The 19,295-nt window shown below is 72.3% G+C and carries 16 protein-coding genes and 1 pseudogene; 11 read left to right on the top strand and 6 right to left on the bottom strand.

All coding sequences use genetic code 11. The features are described 5' to 3' along the window. The first annotated feature begins 271 nt into the window (after positions 1-271). Positions 272-1,120 carry a dimethylargininase gene (gene ddaH, locus E9998_RS16260; RefSeq protein ID WP_136530753.1) on the top strand — a complete coding sequence of 283 codons (849 nt, stop codon included), beginning with the start codon at positions 272-274 and terminating at the stop codon, positions 1,118-1,120. Positions 1,121-1,225: 105 nt separating this feature from the next. Here the strand turns inward: ddaH and E9998_RS25730 are convergent, their stop codons facing one another. After that, positions 1,226-1,963 carry a hypothetical protein gene (locus tag E9998_RS25730; protein ID WP_192907107.1) on the bottom strand — a complete coding sequence of 246 codons (738 nt, stop codon included), beginning with the start codon at positions 1,961-1,963 and terminating at the stop codon, positions 1,226-1,228. A 192-nt stretch (positions 1,964-2,155) separates the two neighbouring features. Then, a complete protein-coding gene (locus E9998_RS16250; RefSeq protein ID WP_136530752.1) occupies positions 2,156-2,812 on the bottom strand; it encodes a hypothetical protein in 657 nt (218 codons plus the stop codon). Between the two features lie 193 nt (positions 2,813-3,005). Here E9998_RS16250 and E9998_RS16245 point away from each other — a divergent pair, with 193 nt between their 5' ends. The 8 genes from E9998_RS16245 to pstB all read left to right on the top strand — a co-directional run bounded on the left by E9998_RS16245 (position 3,006) and on the right by pstB (position 12,782). Continuing rightward, positions 3,006-4,172, top strand: coding sequence for a thiamine pyrophosphate-dependent dehydrogenase E1 component subunit alpha (locus tag E9998_RS16245; RefSeq protein ID WP_136530751.1), 1,167 nt, complete (start codon positions 3,006-3,008; stop codon positions 4,170-4,172). After that, positions 4,169-5,143, top strand: a complete 975-nt coding sequence (locus E9998_RS16240; RefSeq protein ID WP_136530750.1) for an alpha-ketoacid dehydrogenase subunit beta — start codon at positions 4,169-4,171, stop codon at positions 5,141-5,143. The genes E9998_RS16245 and E9998_RS16240 overlap by 4 nt, the downstream gene beginning before the upstream one ends. A 10-nt stretch (positions 5,144-5,153) precedes the next feature. Next, a complete protein-coding gene (locus E9998_RS16235; protein WP_136530749.1) occupies positions 5,154-6,476 on the top strand; it encodes a dihydrolipoamide acetyltransferase family protein in 1,323 nt (440 codons plus the stop codon). Between the two features lie 413 nt (positions 6,477-6,889). After that, positions 6,890-8,320: a hypothetical protein gene (locus tag E9998_RS16230; protein ID WP_136530748.1), complete on the top strand. Its 1,431-nt coding sequence runs from the start codon at positions 6,890-6,892 to the stop codon at positions 8,318-8,320. A gap of 170 nt (positions 8,321-8,490) precedes the next feature. Continuing rightward, positions 8,491-10,296: an NHL domain-containing thioredoxin family protein gene (locus tag E9998_RS16225; protein ID WP_136530747.1), complete on the top strand. Its 1,806-nt coding sequence runs from the start codon at positions 8,491-8,493 to the stop codon at positions 10,294-10,296. A 254-nt stretch (positions 10,297-10,550) separates the two neighbouring features. Then, complete coding sequence (locus tag E9998_RS16220; RefSeq protein ID WP_136530746.1) at positions 10,551-10,748, top strand: hypothetical protein; 198 nt, start codon at positions 10,551-10,553, stop codon at positions 10,746-10,748. Positions 10,749-10,941: 193 nt separating this feature from the next. Then, positions 10,942-11,793, top strand: coding sequence for a DUF6042 family protein (locus tag E9998_RS16215; protein ID WP_136530745.1), 852 nt, complete (start codon positions 10,942-10,944; stop codon positions 11,791-11,793). 128 nt (positions 11,794-11,921) lie between these two features. Then, positions 11,922-12,782: a phosphate ABC transporter ATP-binding protein PstB gene (gene pstB / locus E9998_RS16210; RefSeq protein ID WP_136530744.1), complete on the top strand. Its 861-nt coding sequence runs from the start codon at positions 11,922-11,924 to the stop codon at positions 12,780-12,782. 151 nt (positions 12,783-12,933) lie between these two features. Here pstB and E9998_RS16205 read toward each other — a convergent pair whose 3' ends face one another. Together E9998_RS16205 and E9998_RS16200 are read right to left on the bottom strand one after the other, a co-directional pair. Further along, positions 12,934-13,884 (bottom strand): proline-rich domain-containing protein, encoded by a 951-nt coding sequence (locus E9998_RS16205; RefSeq protein WP_136530743.1) that lies wholly within the window; start codon positions 13,882-13,884, stop codon positions 12,934-12,936. Positions 13,885-14,072: 188 nt separating this feature from the next. Beyond that, positions 14,073-15,518: an aldehyde dehydrogenase family protein gene (locus E9998_RS16200; protein ID WP_136530742.1), complete on the bottom strand. Its 1,446-nt coding sequence runs from the start codon at positions 15,516-15,518 to the stop codon at positions 14,073-14,075. Between the two features lie 169 nt (positions 15,519-15,687). On the opposite strand from E9998_RS16200, the gene E9998_RS16195 reads away from it, so the two are divergent. Next, positions 15,688-16,371: a hypothetical protein gene (locus E9998_RS16195; protein ID WP_136530741.1), complete on the top strand. Its 684-nt coding sequence runs from the start codon at positions 15,688-15,690 to the stop codon at positions 16,369-16,371. Positions 16,372-16,661: 290 nt separating this feature from the next. On the opposite strand, the pseudogene E9998_RS27120 reads toward E9998_RS16195, so the two are convergent. Both E9998_RS27120 and E9998_RS16185 read right to left on the bottom strand, forming a co-directional pair. After that, positions 16,662-16,877 (bottom strand): annotated as a pseudogene (locus E9998_RS27120) (DUF3073 domain-containing protein); the annotation flags it as partial. Between the two features lie 268 nt (positions 16,878-17,145). Continuing rightward, complete coding sequence (locus E9998_RS16185) at positions 17,146-18,216, bottom strand: Glu/Leu/Phe/Val dehydrogenase dimerization domain-containing protein (RefSeq protein WP_136530740.1); 1,071 nt, start codon at positions 18,214-18,216, stop codon at positions 17,146-17,148. Positions 18,217-18,439: 223 nt separating this feature from the next. On the opposite strand from E9998_RS16185, the gene E9998_RS16180 reads away from it, so the two are divergent. After that, the gene (locus E9998_RS16180; RefSeq protein WP_136530739.1) at positions 18,440-19,276 is read left to right on the top strand and encodes a DUF8083 family protein; all 837 of its coding nucleotides are present in this window, start codon (positions 18,440-18,442) and stop codon (positions 19,274-19,276) included. The last annotated feature ends 19 nt before the right edge of the window (positions 19,277-19,295 follow it).

Raw genomic sequence — 19,295 nt, 5'->3', positions numbered from 1 at the left:
CCCAGGAGACCGATTCGAGACGAACCCGGTTCCTGGCGGTGCGGCCGCACCGCCAGGAACCGACAACCAACCGGCGCCCGGCACGCCGGTCGGCGAGAGGTGGGCAAGGGCGGGTGGGCAAGGGGGCGGGGTGGGGGGAGGGGGAGGGGGCCCCTCCCCGGGCCTGCGGCCAATCCGGCTCTCACCTGGGGATGAGGCGGTTTGATCACAGTCCGGGGTGTCCCGGGCCCGCGGGGGTGCCGAGCGGCCCGGGAATGTCTACACTCGCGCAATGGAGATACACCGCTCTTCACCTGCGCAGGCGCCCGGAACCCGGTCGCCCGGCCGCCGCACCTACCTCATGTGCCGCCCCGCCTACTACGCGGTCGAGTACGCGATCAACCCCTGGATGGACACCACCGCCCCCGTCGACACCACCCTCGCCTGCGCGCAGTGGGAGGAACTGGCCGACATCTACACCGGCCTCGGCCACGAAGTCCTCCGCATCGAGCCCGAACCCGGCCTGCCCGACATGGTCTACGCCGCGAACGGGGCCTTCGTCGTCGACGGCGTCGCCTACGGCGCGAGCTTCCGCTACCCCGAACGCCGCCCCGAGGCCGACGCCCACGAGAAGTGGTACCGCAGCGCCGGCTGGACCGTCGCCAAGCCCGAGTTCATCAACGAAGGCGAGGGCGACTTCACCTACCTGCCCGGCCGCGAACTCATCCTCGCCGGCTGGGGATTCCGCACCGACGCGCGCGCCCACGCCGAGGCCGCCGACGTGTTCGGCCGCCAGGTCGCCTCGCTGCGCCTGGTCGACCCCCGCTACTACCACCTCGACACCGCGTTGGCGCCCCTCGACGACGAGCGCATCGCCTACTACCCCGAGGCCTTCGCCCCCGGCAGCCGCCTGCTCCTGGAGCGGCTCTTCCCCGACGCGGTGATCGCCGACGCCGAGGACGCCGCCGCGTTCGGCCTCAACTTCGTCTCCGACGGCCGCAACGTCGTCATCAACGCCGAGGCCACCGGCATGGTCGGCAAGCTCCGCGAGGCCGGGTACGAGACGATCCCCGTCGACCTCTCCGAGCTCAAGAAGGGCGGCGGTTCGGTCAAGTGCTGCACCGCCGAGCTGCGCAGGTAACCCCGAAGGCGAACCTCGGCGCGGTGGCGCCGAGGCCGTGACACGAGAACGGCCGGTGCTCCAGCGAAGCTGGAGCACCGGCCTACGTCGTTCCGGGCGGTGCCGTCAGGCGGCGGCGAGGGTGGTCTCACGTTCGGGCAGGTGCGGCGCGAGGTGGCGCGGCGGGTTGGTCGGCTGGGGGGGTGCGGGCGGGCCGGCCTGGGGTTGAGGAGCGGCGTGGCGCGGCCGGTTCGCTGCGGGGATCGGGCTGGCCGGGTGGCCGCCCGCGTCGCTGAAGACGGCGTTCGCCATCGGCGCCGGGATGATCGGGAAGACGCCGCTCGCCGATTCGATGGCGTTGGGGAGCAGCGCGGGGTGCGGCGGGCGGATCGCGCGGGGCGCGTTCGCGGGCCGGGCGATGGCCTTCGGGCGGCGGAACGCGCGGGCTAGGAGGGCGTCGATCCGCCACACGCGCTTGGCGTGGCTGGCCGGGAGCCAGAAGTGCCAGCGGTGCGGTTCGGTCGCGCCGGGGCCCTCCATGACGGTGAAGTTCAGTTCGACGCCCGGCCCGGCCGGGTCGGCCGACCAGCGCAGGTTCTCGATCGCGCCGACCGGCGCGTCCAGGCAGAGGCGGACGCGTCCGAGCAGGCGCGACTGTCGGGTCACGACCATCCGCTCGCCGGTGAGCATGAGGATGTGGTCGCCGCTGCCGAGGCCGTCCGAGCCGACGCACCGGCCCAGGAGGGACACCTGGTCCCCCGGCCGGACGTTGCGGCGCAGGAACGGCACGTGCCGGGACAGCGCGGTCGTGGTCAGGCCCGCCTCTGCCGAACAGGCGAGCATGGTGCGCGAGAAAGGATCCATTAGCTTGTACCCCACCTACATCCGTGTGCGTTCGTCGCTCGGCGACGCGCTCTCGATAGGGCTAACGGCAATCCGCATGTGCAGGTTACGGTCCAGACGTGGCCTTCCCCACAACTCACTCATTCGGGCGAGTCGCCTCGGAATCGGCAGGCGCGCAAAGGTGAACGACCGTCCCGGCGGTGCTCCCGGTCCTCAGTCGACGTCGTAGGCGGCGCGTTCGGACGGCTCCTCGGTCACCTCGACGAGGCGGGGCTCCTCGTCCCGGTGACGGTCCTCCTCGCCCCGGTCCCCGTCGTCCCAGTGCTCCCAGTCCTGGTCCCAATCGGCGTCCCAGTCCTGGTCCCAGTCCTCGTCCCAGCGCCAGCCGGTGTCGCCGTCCCAGTGCTCGTACCAGTCGCTGGAGCCTTCGCCCGCCTCGGCGCCGTCCTCGGCGTCCTCGCTGCGGTCGCACTCGGGTTCATGCTCGTCCACCGGGACGAGCTTCGGCGGCGCGGTCTCCTCGATCGGCGCGCGCTCCTCGACGGGGTCCGCCTGGGTCTCAGGGACCTCGTTCACCTGCGGTTCGATCGGGCTCGGCTCGTCGGCCGGTTCGGTACCGGTGCCCGCGGGCGGTTCGAGGTCGAGGTCCTCGCCCGCGGCGGGCGCCGGGGGCGGTTCCTGCGCCTCGAAGACCACGGTCCCCGAGTCGATCGCCACGGGCTCCCCGGCGTCCTCGATCTCGTAGAGCCCCGTGGCGAAGGTCCAACCGACCAGTCCGAAGGAGGCGACGGTTCCCGCGCTCACCCCCACCAGGGCGAGCCAGAGACCCACCGGCCAGCGTCCCCCCTGGTCGCCGCGTCTGCCGCGCACCGTGTGCTCCTTCCCGCCACCCCCGTGCGACGAAACGGCCGTTCAGGACCGATGATGTCGGAGGCGCAACCGAATCCGGCTACTCAGTGTCAGACTTCAGCCCCGAATAGTAATCGGGTACCCGGTGTGACGCGCACCGCCCAAGGCTTTGGGATGCTTGGATATACCGGAATACGAATATGAGGAGGCATTCATGGGCGACCAACAGCGTCCTGCCAGGAAGACGGCCAAGAACCGTCCGAAACCCGCCTCAACGAACGAACCAGAGTTCGTGCAACTGCTGACCCCGGAAGGGCGGCGCGTCAACCATCCCGACTACGACCTCACCCTGACCGACGAGGAGTACCGCGGCCTCTACCGCGACCTCGTGGTCACCCGCGAGCTGGACGCGCAGGGCACCGCCCTCCAGCGCCAGGGGCAGCTCGGCCTGTGGCCGAGCCTGCTGGGCCAGGAGGCGGCCCAGGTCGGCTCCGGCCGGGCCCTGCGGCCCCAGGACACGGTGTTCCCGGCCTACCGGGAGCTCGGCGTCCAGTGGTGCCGCGACATCGACCTCATCTCGTCGTTCGCGCTGTTCCGCGGGACCGACCTCGGCGGCCGCGACGTGGCCGCCGACCGCTTCAACATGTACGCGATCGTCATCGCCTCGCAGACCCTCCACGCCGCCGGCTACGCCATGGGCGTGGCGATGGACGGCGCGGTCGGCGGGGACGACGGCGAGGCCGTGGTGGTCTACCACGGCGACGGCGCGACCAGCGAGGGCGACTTCAACGAGGCCCTCGTGTGGGCCGGGGTGTTCAACGCCCCGCTCGTGCTGTTCTGCCAGAACAACCAGTACGCGATTTCCGAGACCAACGCCCGCCAGTTCCGGCTGCCGCCGTACCGGCGGGCCGAGGGCTTCGGGGTGCCGGGGGTCCTCGTGGACGGCAACGACGTCCTCGCCACCTACGCGGTCACCTCGGCCGCGCTCGACCGCGCCCGCCGCGGCGAGGGCCCGAGCCTGGTGGAGGCCTACACCTACCGGATGCAGCCGCACACCACCTCCGACGACGCCACCCGCTACCGGGACGAGGCCGAGCTGGACTTCTGGCGCGCGAAGGACCCGATCGTCCGCTACCGCAAGTGGCTGACGGCCGAGGGGCTGGCCGACGAGGCCTACTTCGCGGGCGTGGACACCGAGGCGGGCGAGCTCGTCCGCGAGCTGCGGGCCAGGGTGATGGCCCTGACCGACCCGGAAGTGACCGAGATGTTCGACAACGTGTACGCGCAGACGCCCCCCTGCATCGCCGCGCAGCGGGCCGAGGCGCTCGACTTCCAGGCCTCCCTGGACGAGGCCGCGATCGAGGGGAGCGAGCTCCGATGACGACGATGACCATGGTGAAGGCCCTCAACGCAGGCCTCCGCCGAGTACTCGAAGACCAGCCGAAGTCGCTGGTCATGGGCGAGGACGTGGGCCGTCTCGGCGGCGTCTTCCGCGTCACCGACGGCCTCCAGAAGGACTTCGGCGCCGACCGCATCATCGACACCCCGCTGGCGGAGTCCGGGATCATCGGCACCGCGATCGGCCTCGCCATGCGCGGCTACCGGCCGATCTGCGAGATCCAGTTCGACGGTTTCGTCTACCCCGCGTTCGACCAGCTCGTCTCCCAGCTCGCGAAGATCCCCAACCGCTCCGGCGGCCGCGTGCGCCTGCCCGTGGTCGTGCGCATCCCCTACGGCGGCGGCATCGGCGCGATCGAGCACCACTCCGAGTCCCCCGAGGCGTACTTCGCGCACACGGCCGGCCTCAAGGTCGTGACCTGCTCGAACCCGGCCGACGCCTACTGGATGATCCAGCAGGCCGCCGCCGGGGACGACCCGGTGATCTTCTTCGAGCCCAAGCGTCGCTACCAGGCCAAGGGCGAGGTCGCGACCGACGCGCCCGAACGGGACCTGTTCGCCTCCCGCGTCGTCCGCGAGGGCACGACGGCGACCCTGATCGCCTACGGCCCCACCGTGGACGTGGCGGCGAACGCCGCCGCCGCGGCCGCCGAGGAGGGCCTCGACCTGGAGGTCGTGGACCTGCGGGCGCTCTCCCCGATCGACTGGGAGCCGCTGTTCGCCTCGGTCCGCAAGACCGGCCGGGCGGTGGTCGTCCACGAGGCGCCCGGGAACGTCGGCATCGGCGCCGAGGTCGCCGCACGGCTCACCGAGGAGTGCTTCTACTCCCTGGAGGCGCCCGTGGCGCGGGTGACCGGCTACGACGTCCCTTACCCGGCGAGCCGCCTCGAAGACGACTACCTTCCGAACCTGGACCGAGTGCTCGACGCCGTCGACCGTTCCCTTGAGTACTGAGGAGGAGCACATGGGACAGAAGATCACGTTCAACCTGCCCGACCTCGGTGAAGGCCTCACCGAGGGCGAAGTCGCCGCCTGGCTCGTGGAGCCCGGCGGCTCGGTCGTGCTCAACCAGCCGTTCGTGGAGGTCGAGACCGCCAAGGCCCTCGTCGAGGTCCCCAGCCCCTACGACGGGGTGCTCGCCGAGCACCACGCGAAGGCCGGCGAGACCGTCGACGTCGGCTCGCCGCTGGCGAGCTTCGAGGTCGAGGGCGCCGACGCGCCCGTGCCGACGAAGGAGGCGCCCTCCAAGGGCGGGCGCACGCCGAACCTCGTCGGCTACGGCGCCAAGGAGGCCGGGTCCAAGCGCCGCAAGCGCCGCCCCGGCCCCGAGGCCGCCGCACCGGCTCCCGCGGTCGCGCCGGCTCCGGTTCCGACCCCGACCCCTCCTGCGGCCCCGTCCGCGCCGGTCCACGCCGGTCCGACGCTCGCCAAGCCCCCGGTGCGCAAGCTCGCCAAGGACCGCGGCATCGACCTCGCCGCGGTCACCGCGACCGGCCCGCACGGGACGGTCTCGCGGGCCGATCTGGAGGCGTTCGCCGCGGCCCTGGCCGACCGGGGCGCCCCCGCCCCGGTCCGCGCCGCGGCCGAGGACCAGCGCATCCCGATCAAGGGCGTGCGGAAGCTGACCGCGCAGAACATGGTCGCCTCCGCGTTCACCGCCCCGCACGTCACGGTGTTCCTCACCTGCGACGTGACGGCGATGATGGACACGGTCAAGGCGTTCAAGGCCCGCCGGGAGTTCGCCGGGGTCAAGGTATCGCCGCTGCTGTTCGTCGCCAAGGCGGTCCTGCTGGCCGCCCGCCGCCACCCGATGATCAACGCGCGGTGGGACGAGGCCGCCCAGGAGATCGTCGTCAAGCGCGACGTGAACCTCGGCATCGCCGCCGCCACCCCGCGCGGCCTGGTCGTCCCGAACATCAAGGCCGCCCAGGACCTGAGCCTGCTCGAACTCGCCGAGGCGCTCGGCGCCCTCGCGGGCACGGCCCGGGAGGGGCGGACCCCGCCCGCCGACATGGCGGGAGGGACGATCTCGATCACCAACGTCGGCGTCTTCGGCGTCGACACCGGCACGCCGATCCTCCCCCCGGGGGAGTCGGCGATCCTCGTGTTCGGCGCCGTCCGCCCGCAGCCGTGGGTGCACGAGGGCGAGCTCGCGGTCCGGCAGGTGACGACCCTCGGCCTGTCCTTCGACCACCGGCTCATCGACGGGGAGCTCGGCTCGCAGTTCCTCGCCGACGTCGGCGCGTTCCTACAGCACCCTGGGGAAACGCTGCTCGCCTGGACGTGATCAAGGGCACCGACGATTCGTTGGCGGAACTCGGTGTTCGGTGTTGTAATTGAGGCACGGAAACAACGGGGAAACATGACTTCGAAGTTTCCGACCGTCTCAGGACACTGAGACCGCGAACTTTATCTCCTCCAAACGGTGTGACGGACAGCGCCGAGTCCGCACACCGCGGAGACCCTCTCCAGGGGGTTCTCACACCGGCCGGGTGCCGCGATTGCCATGAGGGGTGGGCAACCGCTGGCACCCGGCCTTTTCTCTTGCCCGGATACGCCTGTTCGGGCCCGCCGCCGGGGGCCCGCGGACCGGCGCACCTTTTAACCCTGTCGAGTGATCGTTAGCGCCGCTGCGGTAGCGTGTGACCGTCTGGCGTGCCCCCAAGACGCCAGGCCGGAAGCAGCAATTGAGGAGCAGCCGTGACCTCCGAGCAAGGCAACCCGCCAGCCAAGGGCGAGGCCCCCGACGACAGCGCCGACGCCAAGGACGGCGCCGAGGCCCCCGGGACCGACGCCGCACCTGAGGCGGCGTCGACCGAGCCGGCCCCCGAGGCCGCGAGCGCCGACGCGCCGGCCGCGGAGGCCGCACCGGCGGATGCGGGCGAGGCCCCGGCCGCCGACGTCCCTGCGGAGGCCGCCCCCGAGGCGCCCGCCGCCGAGCCGGTCGCTGCCGAGACCCCTGCTCCCGAGGTCTCCGCCGAGGCCCCCGCCCCCGAGGCCCCGGCCGCGCCGTCCGTTGACGAGGGCGCCACCGAGTTCGTCCCGAACGAGGCGCTCGCCGACGTCCCGCCCGCTCCCGCCGCCGACCCCGTCGCGCCGGAGGCCCCCGCGGCCCCGTCGATCGACGAAGGCGCCACGCAGGCCATGCCGGTCGCCGGCGCCGGTGTCGAGGTGCCGCCCGCCCCCGCGGCGGACGCGGCTCCCACGCAGGTCGCCCCGGCCGCGCCCGAGGCGCCCGCGCCGTTCGCCGACGGCCCGCAGCCGACGCCTTCGGCCCCGCAGTTCGACGAGGACGGCACGCAGATCCTGCGCCTGGGGCCCTCGTCCCAGCCTCAGCAGCCGCCCGCGCCTGAGGTGCAGGAGGAGCGCACGCAGGTCCTGCCGCCGCAGGGCGTCTCGGGCTTCAACGCCCCCGCGCCGTACGGCGACCAGCTCGGCGGCGCCCCGCAGCCTTCGCCGGCCGCCTCGGCCTGGCCGTCGCCGCCGCCGAACCCGCTGGCGAACCCCGCCGCGGTGCCGCCGCCGCCCCCGGCCGCGCCGTACGCGCAGCCGCAGTCGGCCTACCAGCAGCCGTCCGCGCCGCAGCCGCCGCCGGTGCAGTCCGACGACACCCAGAAGCTCATCATCGGGGCGCACAACCCGCACAGCGAGCCCCCGCCGACCCCGTACGCGTCGCCGTCGCAGCCGCAGGCCGCGCAGCAGCAGTACACGCAGCCGGGCGTGGCGCCCGGTTACGGCTACCAGCCGACCGTCCCGCAGCAGTCCCCGCCGCCCTCGGGCGGCGGCGGCAGGAAGGCGCTGGTGCCGATCCTGGCGACGGTGGCGGCGCTCGTGGTCATCGCGGCCGGCGTGGGCGTGTACTTCCTGCTGTTCGCGGCCCCGAAGTTCGAGGAGGGCGGCTGCGTCCGCCAGACCAGCGGCGACCAGGCCGAGGCGATCGACTGCGCCGACGCCAAGGACGGCGAGGACTTCAAGATCGTGGAGAAGGTCGACGACGGCCAGAAGTGCGCCGACACGCAGCGCGAGACCCTCACGGTAGAGAAGGACGTCTACTGCCTGAGCCTCCTCGGCGCCCCGGCCGACGGCGAGGGCGGCGAGGAGCCGGACGCCTCGGCGACCGAAGAAGAGTAGGCGAACCATCCCGAAGGCTGATAAATCACGATATATCCGGCCTTAAGGGACCCCTGGTTCAAAAATACCGCGCAGGTACGACAAGCCCCACGGGGCCGACGGCAAGCCCGTCGGCCCCGTTCCATGACATGAGCAGGTCTCATGTGCCGCACGCGAGCTAGTCTCGTCCGGTGACTGCTTCTCGCGTGCGCGCGGCCCCGCTCGTCGGCCGCGGCTGGCTCAACACCGGCGGCAGGGACCTCGACCTCGACAGCCTCAAAGGCAAGGTCGTCGTCCTCGACTTCTGGACCTTCTGCTGCATCAACTGCCTGCACGTCCTCGACGAGCTGCGCCCGCTCGAAGCCAAGTACGGCGACGCGCTCGTCATCGTCGGCGTCCACTCTCCGAAGTTCGAGCACGAGCGCGACCCGCGGGCCCTCGCCGCCGCCGTCGAGCGCTACGGCGTCGAGCACCCGGTTCTCGACGACCCGAACCTCACCACCTGGGACGCCTACGCCGCCCGCGCCTGGCCGACCCTCGTCGTCCTCGACCCCGAGGGCTACGCCGTCGCCACCATGGCCGGCGAAGGCCACCTCGACGCACTCGACGCCGTGATCGGCGACCTCGTCGCCGCACACACCGCCAAGGGCACCCTCGAACCCGAGGGCAGCCCGTACGTCGCCGCCGACCCCGCGCCGACCACGCTCCGCTTCCCCGGCAAGGCGATCGCGCTGCCCGGCGGCGACGTCCTCGTCACCGACTCCGCCCGCCACCGCCTCGTGCGCCTCGCCCCCGACCTCGCCACCGTCACGGCCGTCGTCGGCTCCGGCGAGCGCGGCCGCACCGACGGCGCCGCCGAGGCGCGGTTCAACGAGCCGCAGGGCCTCGTCCTCCTCCCCGAGGAGGTCGCCTCGCGCGTCGGGTACGACCTCGTCGTCGCCGACACCGTGAACCACCTGCTGCGCGGCGTGCGCCTCGCCGACGGCGCGGTCACCACCGTCGCCGGGACCGGCGCGCAGTGGCGCATGGACGCGGGCACCGACGCCGCCCTGGAGACCGACCTCTCCTCCCCGTGGGACCTCGTCTGGTTCGACGGGAAGGTGGTCGTGGCGATGGCCGGCATCCACCAGCTCTGGTACTTCGACCCGCTCAAGGGCACCGCGGGCGTTTACGCGGGCACCACCGTCGAGAGCCTCAAGGACGGCCCCCTCGACCAGGTGTGGATGGCCCAGCCCTCCGGCCTCGCCGTCGGCGCCTCCGAGGACGGCGGCGAACGCCTGTGGCTCGTCGACTCCGAGACCTCCTCGCTCCGCTACGTCGAGGACGGCGCGATGCGCACCGTCGTCGGCCAGGGCCTGTTCGACTTCGGGCACGTCGACGGCCCCGCCGCCGAGGCCCTCATGCAGCACCCGCTCGGCGTCGCGGTCCTGCCGGACGGCCGCATCGCGGTCGCCGACACCTACAACGGCGCCCTGCGCGCCTACGATCCGCGGGCCGCGACGGTGAGCACGCTCGCCGAGGGCCTCGCCGAGCCCAGCGACGTCCTCGTCCTGGGCGATCGGACGCTCGTCGTCGAGTCGGCCGCGCACCGCCTGGCCGAACCCGGCCTCGGCGAGTCGGCCGTCTCCGGGCGCCACCACCGGGTCACCCGCAAGCGCACCAAGGTCCGCCCCGGCGCGCTGCGCCTGGAGGTCCTGTTCGCGCCCGCCGCGGGGCAGAAGCTCGACTACACGTACGGTTCGCCGATCCGGGTCACCGTCTCGGCCGACCCGCCGCAGCTCCTCGCCGAGGGCGCGGGCGCCGGTGAGGAGCTCGGGCGCGACCTCGTGCTCGCCGACGGGGTCGAGCGCGGCGTCCTCCAGGTCGTCGCCCAGGCCGCGACCTGCGACGCCGAGGCCGAGCACCCCGCCTGCCAGCTCACCCGCCAGGACTGGGGCGTGCCGATCGAGGTCGCGGACGACGGCGTCGCCTCGCTGCGGCTCGTCCTCCGCGACTGAACCGCCGGACGGGACACGTTCCGGACGGGCGTCCCATGACAGTGCCTTACAACCGTGCCCCACCGCCGTGCTTCGAGTCCGGGCCGTACCGCCTCGCCGACCGCTGTGCGGTACAACCGAGTGGTACGACCGATCCGTGTATTTCCGGCGCGCGGCGCGTGTCATGAATCCGTGCACCGCTCACGGCGCATTACGTTGTCCTGACCGCATCATCATCACTGTCACCGTTCCGTGACGTCAGGGAGGAAACCGCTGTGACCGCCGAGGCGCAGTCCGTCGAACACCGCACCGAGTACGAGCACTGGCTGGTGCTCAACGCCGCCGACCAGATCGTGACCGTGGGCATGCTGCTCGAACAGCAGGTCCGCACCCTCGAATACCTCACCCCCGACCAGTTCGGCGGCCTCGCCGCCTTCGAGCCGGACCTCACCGGCATCCGGTTGAACGGCTAGCGCCTCCCGGGCGTCCCCTCCCGATCCGCGAACGCCCGGCCGCGCCGCCTCCACCCGGCGGCGCGGCGGGACGGGCACCGCCCGGCACCCCGCGTCACCGGCGCGGGGGCCGTCCGGCCCGCGCCGCTACGCTGAAAGCGAAGTCCAGGCACAGCGGCTCGATCGCGTCGGTCCGCGCTGATAACGTCGATGCGTGGAATCCTTCGAGAGGCCCTTCGGCGACGAGTCCGGACCGGTCCAAGCCCCGATGCACCCCGCGTGGATCCGCATCATGCCGTGCAGCATCGAGTTGTTCCGCACCGTCCCCTCGGTGAACCCGTTCCCGGCGAACTGGTGGGCCGAGGCCTTCCCCGACGACGACATCTGGAACGAGCCGGTCTGGTGCGACCCGGGCGACGTCGACGACTGGATCGCCGAGGCCTCCGAGCACCACCTCGGCGCCTCCGCCGAGGTCATCGAGAAGGAGGCCCGCGAGGAGTACGACCGGGCCACCGCCGAGCGCTCCGAGCGCATCGACACCTTCACCACGCACTGCCGCCGCGCGGGCCTGCCCGTGCCGCACACCGTCCGCGACCTGCTGGAGTTCCTGCTCGCGCTCGGCCTGTACCGCTCCGAGACCCGCGACGGCAAGCACCTGGTCGCCCCGCAGCTGTACATCAACCCGTTCGACGTGCTCGCCTTCGACAAGGTCGAGGCCATCGAGGAGGCCGCCGACCAGCGCGGGGACCTCGAAGAGCTCACGGCGATCGCGATCCGCAGGGTCGGCGGCGTCGACTACGAGTTCGACGAGGAGGGCCGCTTCGTGCTCCCCGGGAACGCCAAGTCGGCCACGGTCACCGTGAGCCTGGCGGCGCTCGCCGAGGACGCGGGGGTCCCGGCGCCGGTGATCCGCGGGATGCTCATGGAGCTGGCCGAGGACGGGGACGTGTCCGGTTCGGTCGATCTCGGCGAGGTCGGGCTCCAGGACGACTTCTCGCTCACCGCCTCCGACGACCTCCTGGGCGGCTATCCGAACGACGAGCTGCTGCCGCCCGAGCACGCCTGAGGCGCGGGCCCGGTCCCCGATTCCATTCACCGCCAGTTCACCTGCACGTCCACTGCCGTGCACCTGCATCGCGTTCCATGAGGGCAGGACACGTTAACGGCGGTTGACATTCGGTGATTGGAGTTCGGGTGACCGTGAACGAGACAGGGATCCGCGCCAAGGCCCCCATCGCGGGCCTGGCCCCGCAGGGCCGCCCGGCGTCGGGGACCGCGGCGCAGACGGTCATCGACCTCCAGGGCGTCGGCATCCACTACGGGAGGGCGCACGCCGTCCGCGACGTCTCCCTGCCGGTCGCGCGCAACCAGATCACCGCGATGATCGGGCCCTCGGGCTGCGGCAAGTCGACGGTGCTGCGCTCGATCAACCGCATGAACGACCTCATCCCCGGCGCGAAGGTCAGCGGCCGGGTCGCCTTCCACGGCACGGACGTGTACGGGCCGGGCGTCGACCCGATCGCCGTGCGCCGCCACATCGGGATGGTCTTCCAGAAGGCGAACCCGTTCCCCAAGTCGATCTTCGACAACGTCGCCTACGGGCTGCGCATCAACGGGATGAAGGACAACCTCGCCGACCGCGTCGAGCAGGCCCTGCGCGGCGCGGCCCTGTGGGACGAGGTCAAGGACAACCTGAAGAAGAGCGCCCTCGCCCTCTCGGGCGGCCAGCAGCAGCGCCTGTGCATCGCCCGCGCGATCGCGGTGCAGCCGGAGGTCCTGCTCATGGACGAGCCGTGCTCGGCGCTCGACCCGATCGCGACCGCGCGCATCGAGGAGCTCATGAACGAGCTGGTGCGCGACTACACGATCGTGATCGTCACCCACAACATGCAGCAGGCGGCGCGCGTCTCGGACGCGACGGCGTTCTTCTCGGCGGCGATCGACGACGCGGGCGAGCGCTACGGCTTCCTCGTCGAGTTCGACGAGACGCAGCGGCTGTTCTCCAACCCGTCCGACCAGCGCACCGAGGACTACATCACCGGCCGTTTCGGCTGATCCCCGGTCCTGACCCGGCTTCACGGCGGCGCGATCCTCGCGCCGCCGTTCGCCGTCCCCGACGGCGATGCGGGGGACGCGGACGACGACGGGGGCGGCCGATGGCCGCCCCCGTCGTCATGTCACTCCGACAATTGTCAGACGGTGCTCGTCAGACCTCGTTCGCGCAGATGATGGCCGTGGTCCAGCCCTGGGTGTCCTTGATCTGCCAGTACCAGTCGCCGCCGCAGGTGGCCTCGTCCTTGGCCTCCTCCTCGCTCATGTCGACCGGGTCGTCGTAGACGACCGTGTCGACGACCTTGTACACCGCGAGGTCGGAGTCGCAGGACACGGTCCACCAGTCGTCGGACTTGTCGAAGCAGTCGCCGGTGTCGGGGATGTACGGGAGGTGCTCGGGCTCGGCGGGGTCGGCCGCGCCGGTCGCCTGGATGCAGTACAGCGAGTCGAGGTACCCGTTGGAGTACACGTAGTGCCAGTTCGTCCAGGCCTCGCCGAGGGCGTTCTCGCCCCATTCGGCGCCGCACAGCTCGATGGCGGGCGCGGTGTCGGTCAGGTTGCCGTCGTCGTCCACGGTGACGTCGCCGACGTCGTAGGTCTGGGCGGTGATCTCCCAGAACGCGGTCGCGTCGGAGCAGTCGACGAGGGAGAGGCCGTCGCCGAGGATCTCGGGCTCGTACGGGAGGCACTGGCCGACCTCGGTGGCCGCGGCCTCCTCGGTGGTGGTCTCCTCGCCCGGCGAGGTCTCCTCCTCGGAGGCGGACTCGCTCGTCTCGGTCTCCTCGCCGGCGACCTTGTCCTCGTCCTTGTCGCCGCGCAGGTTCATCGTGATGAGGAGCGTGGCGCCGAGCACGAGGACGGTGACGCCGACGATGATCGCGCCGATGAGCCCGAGGTTGCGCTTGGGAGGCTCGGGCGGCAGCGGGCCGCCGTAGGGTGCGGCGGGGTCCTGCCCGAACTGCGGGGCGGCGCCGTACTGGGGGCCGGAGCCGAACTGCGGCTGCTGGCCGCCGTAGGGGCTCGGGCCGCCGGGCTGCGACTGGTAGCCGTAGCCGGGCGTCTGGGGCTGCTCCGGCGGGGGACCGTAGTTCGGAGGGACAGTCATGTCGCCACGCTATAGGGCCTTGTCAAGCGCGACCTGGCACGGGACTCGGGAAGAGTAACGAATATCGCAGCTCGGCGCGGTCGCCCGTGCCCGATCGGCCCAGGTCGTCACCGGTGCGAGGTGCGCGACCGGGCGGCGTCTTCGGGCCCGGCCGTCACCGCGGGGGCCGCGGCGACCGAATCAGCGGCTCAAAGAGTGTCCGGAAGGACGAGGACCCGCTCCACCGTGTAGTCCTCCATCGCCGAGCGCACGCCCTCGCGCCCGGTGCCCGAGGCCTTGACGCCGCCGTAGGGCATCTGGTCGGCCCGGAATGCGGGCACGTCGCCGATGACGACGCCGCCGACGTCGAGCGTGCGGTGGGCGAGCATGGCCTGCGGGAGGCTCTCGGTGAACACGCCGGCCTGGAGCCCGAACCGGGAGTCGTTGACGGCGGCGAGCCCTTCGGCGTAGTCCTCGACGCTGGCGAGCACGAGCACGGGCCCGAAGACCTCGTCGCGCAGGACCTTCGCGTCGGGGCGCACGTTCGCGAGCACGGTCGGCTCGACGAGCGCGCCGACGCGCGGCCCGCCCCCGCACAGGACCTTCGCGCCCTCGTCCACGGCCTCCTCGATCCACGCCTCGACGCGCGCGGCGGCCTCGGCGTCGATGAGCGGGCCGACCTTGCACGCGGGGTCGTTCGGGTCCCCGGTCGGCAGGGCCTTGACGTGCTCGACGATCCGGCCGGCGACGTCGGCGTACGCGGGCGCCTCGATGAACACGCGCTGCACGGCGATGCACGACTGCCCGGCCTGGTAGTTCCCGAACATCGCGATCCGCTCGGCCGCCCAGTCCCGCTTGGGGTAGTCGGCGGTGACCAGGGCCGCGCCGTTGCCGCCCAGTTCGAGCGTCACGTGCTTCTCGGGGACGCGCCGCAGGAGCTGGCGCCCCACCCGGGACGAGCCGGTGAAGGACACGACCGCCAGTCGCGGGTCGTCGACGAGCAGCTCCGCGCGGTGGTTCGGGACCGGCAGGACCGAGAGCATCGCGGCGGGCAGGTCGGTCTCGGAGAACAGGGCGCCCAGGTGCAGGGCCGACAGGGGCGTGGCCGGGGCCGGTTTGACGATGATCGGGCAGCCGGCCGCGATCGCGGGACCGACCTTGTGCGCCACCAGGTTGAGCGGGAAGTTGAACGGCGTGATGCCCAGGACCGGGCCGCGCGGGAAGCGCCGCACGAGCGCCATGCGCCCGTCCGCGGTCGGGTCGGTGTCGAGCCGCTGCACCTCCCCGCCGAAGCGGCGCGCCTCCTCGGCGGCCCACCGGAACGTCGAGACGGCCCGGCGCACCTCGACCCGGGCCCACGCGATCGGCTTGCCCGACTCGGCGGTGATGAGCTCCGCGCACGTCTCGGACTCCTCGTCGAGGCGGCGGCGCACGTGTTCGAGCGCCTCGGCCCGCACGTGCGCGGGCAGCGCCGCGCACTCGGCCGCCGCGCCCGCCGCGGCGGCGACCGCGGCCTCCACTTGGCCCGCGGTGGCCCAGGAGGTCGCCCCCACCGGCGACTCGTCGTAGGGGTGGGTGACGAAGAACTCCTCCTCGCCGTGCTGCGGGCGGCCCGCCACCCAAATAGGAGCGACGGGACGGAGACGTTGCGACATGGTTCCAGCGTACGGGTTCGCGGGCCCTGGATGCCGACGATGGGCCTCCCGATTCCGGGCGGGCGGCGCCGACCGGGCGCCCCGGGGCCCGCCTGAGGGCCCGGCGGGTACCCGGACCAGGTTCGCAACCCGGATGCGTCCATTTGCCCGTCCAAGGCATGATGAGGTCATGAGTGAACAGCAATCAGGTGCGGGGTATCCGCAGCAGCCCACCTCTGCCCAACCGCAGCAGCCCTACCAGCAGGCGTACGCCTCCCCTCAGGCCCAGTACCAGGCGCAGCAGCAGTACGCGGCCTACGCCCAGCCCGGCCCGACGCTGTTCGACCGCATCGGCGTGCCCTCCATGCCCGCGATCCTGGGCCTGTGCGGCCTGGGCGCCCTCGTCCTCGCCGGCCTCATCGCCGGCACCAGCTCCGGCGGCTCCTCCGAGTTCGGCGAGGGCACCTACCTCGCCGACTTCGTCCGCGACGACCTCTCCGGCGGCGTCCTGTCGATCCTCGTGGCGGTCATCGTCGCGTTCGCGCTGACGCTGTTCACCGGTGAGAAGCTCCGCCCGCTGTGGAAGGCGCTGACGCTCGTCGGCGCGACGCTGTTCCTGGCGAAGCTCCTGTTCGTGCTGCTGGCCCTGCCCGACAACGACAACGCCGCCGACGCCTCGGCCTGGATCGGCGCGATCCTGCTCCTGGGCGCCTACGGCCTGTTCGTCACCGGCGCCATCCTGGTCCCCGGCTCCGCGGCCGCCGCGCAGCCCGCCGCCCCGGCCTACCCGACCGGCCAGCAGGCCGCCGTGCAGCCGCAGGCCCCGCAGGCCGCCCCCGGCCAGCAGAACTGGCCCCAGGCCCCCCAGCAGTAGCGACGCCGAAGCGGCGGCGCGACCGGAAGGTCGCGCCGCCGCTTCGTCTATGGTGTCTGTCGCCGCGCTGTTCAAGGGCTCGGCGTCCGCGCCGCTATCCGAAGTCCTTGCTCCAGCGCTTCCGGCCCGGCTCGCGGGGAGCGGACCTTCGCGAACGGCGCAGGGTCCGCCGGGGACGTCTGCGCTCGCTGGATATGGAGATTGCGGGTATCGGTGTGCGGGCCCGCCAGGTCGGCTCGCGGCGGATCGCCGCGGCGCCTTCCGGCTAACTGCTTCTTAGGCGGGAGCCAGTCATCTTCACGGAGGTCGTCTTCGTCTCCGTCGTACCGATCGTCGGCATAAGCGGCATACGGGTCCGGCTCCTTTTCAGGAGGCTCGATGTCGACCTCGTCCTCACGACCGGAACCAAGCTCGCGCTCCAGCGCTCGCATGTCGGTGTTCGGAGTGTGGTACTTGAGCTTACGGGCCACTTTGGTCTGCTTTGCCTTAGCTCGGCCTCGCCCCATATGGCTCGACCCCCTCGCACAGAAATCATCGGGGCAGCCGATAAGGCGCCCCGGAATGCTTGCAATCTCTTCGTGGGTCCTACGGTACAACCTCGCGGCGTCAGACTGCATCCCGGCCCATGAGTTGGATGCCACAGATTACCGGCGATGACCACCAGATCGGGACGAACGACCGCCCGAAATGCGAGGTCGAATCTCACCGAAAGCACCGGCGGAACCACGCTCCGCCGTCGCGCGGCGGCCGGTGCGGCCGCCGCGCGAGGACGGGCTAACGGAACATGCGGAGGCGCTGGAGGCGCCCGACGGCGGCGATGCGCTCCTCGGCGATGGCGTTCGCGGCGGCGACGGGCGTGGTCCCCTCGCCCTTCGCGCGTTCGAGGATGCGCGCGGTGGTCGCGAAGATCCCCAGGGTGCGCCGCTCGGCCCGCTTGAAGTCGAAGGCGCCGTCGTACTCGTCGGCGACCTGGATGACCCCGCCGGAGTTCACCACGTAGTCGGGGCAGTAGAGGACGCCGGCCCGTTCGAGCTCGACGGCGACCTCCGGCTCCGCCAGCTGGTTGTTGGCCGCGCCGCAGACGATCTCGGCGTCGAGGGTCTTCAGGGTCGACTCGTTGAGGACCCCGCCCATCGCGCACGGCGCGTAGATGTGGATGCCCGAGGCGATGAGCTCGTCGGCGTCGGCGACGAGGCGCACCTGGGGGTGGTTCGCGGCCGTGCGGCCGATCGCGGCCGGGTCGACGTCGCAGGCCACGACGTCGGCGCCCGCTTCGAGGAGGTGGGGGATGAGGTGGCGCCCGACCTTGCCGAGCCCGGCGACGCCGACGGTGCGCCCGGCCAGGTCCACCGCGCCCCAGCGGTGCTGCGCGGCCGCGCGCATCGCCTGGAACACGCCGAACGCGGTCAGGATCGAGGAGTCGCCCGCGCCGCCCGACTCGGGGCTGCGGCCGCTGACGTGGCGCGTCTCGCGCGCGACGTGGTCCATGTCCTCGACGTAGGTGCCGACGTCGCACGCGGTCACGTACCGGCCGCCCAGCGACTCCACGAAGCGCCCGTAGGCCCGCAGCAGCGCCTCGGTCTTGTCGACCCCGGGGTCGCCCCAGATGACGGCCTTGCCGCCGCCGTGGTCGAGCCCGGCGATCGCGTTCTTGTAGGCCATGCCCTCCGACAGGTGCAGGACGTCGGTGAGGGCCTCCTCCTCGGAGGCGTAGGGGTAGAAGCGGGTGCCGCCGAGGGCCGGGCCGAGCGCGGTGGAGTAGACCGCGATGATCGCCCGCAGCCCCGACTCGGGGTCGTGGCAGAACACGACCTGTTCATGGCCGCTGGCGTCGAAGATGCTCATGGCTTGCTCTCCAGTTCTCGTTTCGGGCGGCGGTGGCGCGCCGGTCCACCACGGTAGGGCCAGTGAACACCTCGCGTTCCCGGGTCCGCCACGGCGACACCGGTGAACGCTTCGCGCCCGCACAGCCCCGCTCCGCCCCGGTCGGCCGGGTCTCGGCCGACTCGTGTCGTGTAGCGCGGGTATGCCTACGCCCCCAGCATATGACTATGGAAGTATTCGCTTCGTGTACGCACCGAACGCGTCCTATCTGCGCGTCTACGAGCCGGCGGCGGCGTTCGCCGACGCCGACTACTGGCGCGCGTACGCCGCTTCGGGCCGCGCGGTCGACCCGCTCGAAGGCCCGCGGCTGCGCCGCGAGGCGCTCTACGAGCGCATCGGGTGGCCCTGGCGCGTCGTCCCCTCCTTCAACCGCGAGGCCTACGTCATCGACCGAGGGCCGGGCGCCGACCCGCTCGTGTGCCCCTGGAACCTGCGCTACCGGATCGCCGCCGCCGCCCTCGAAGTGAAGCGCCTGACGCCCGAGGCCGTGGCCGAGGCGCTGTTCCCGCCGGAGTTCCTCGCCTCCGCCGAGGAGATCGTCGAACTCGACGACGGCGCCGACCGCCACGAGGCCCCCGCCGACTCCCACGAACACGTCGCCTCCTGGTCGGTGCCGCTGCGCTGGTTCGCGTGCGTGCGCCCCGAGGACCGCGAACTGGTCCTGCGGCCCGGCCTCTCCCAGCTGCGCTACCGCACCCCGATCAGCAAGTCCCGCACCGGCATGGTCGTCGCCCGCAACCTGGTGCGGGCCGAGTTCGGCGAGGACGCCGAGCTCGCCGCCGCCCTCGCCGAGACCGGCCGGTGGCTCGACGGCTTCCACCGCGACGCCGTGGTCGAGCTCGACTACGGCGGCCTCGCCTCCCGGCTCGACCCCGCCGAGCTGCGCGAGGAGGACTCCGTGGACCTCACCTGGCAGGCCATCGACCACCTCGGCGCCTCCGAGCCCGAGGACGCGCAGGACTGCTACGCGCGCCTGGTCGACCGCTGGCGTGATCGTCGTCTCGCCGAACGCCTGAACTGAGCACGGCTGCACCGCGAAC

It is taken from the genome of Glycomyces paridis (assembly GCF_004912155.1).
GTDB classification, from domain to species: Bacteria; Actinomycetota; Actinomycetes; order Mycobacteriales; family Micromonosporaceae; genus Glycomyces; species Glycomyces paridis.
The sequence above is the reverse complement of the archived record's forward strand: the minus strand, read 5'-3'. Positions and strand labels throughout refer to the sequence as shown.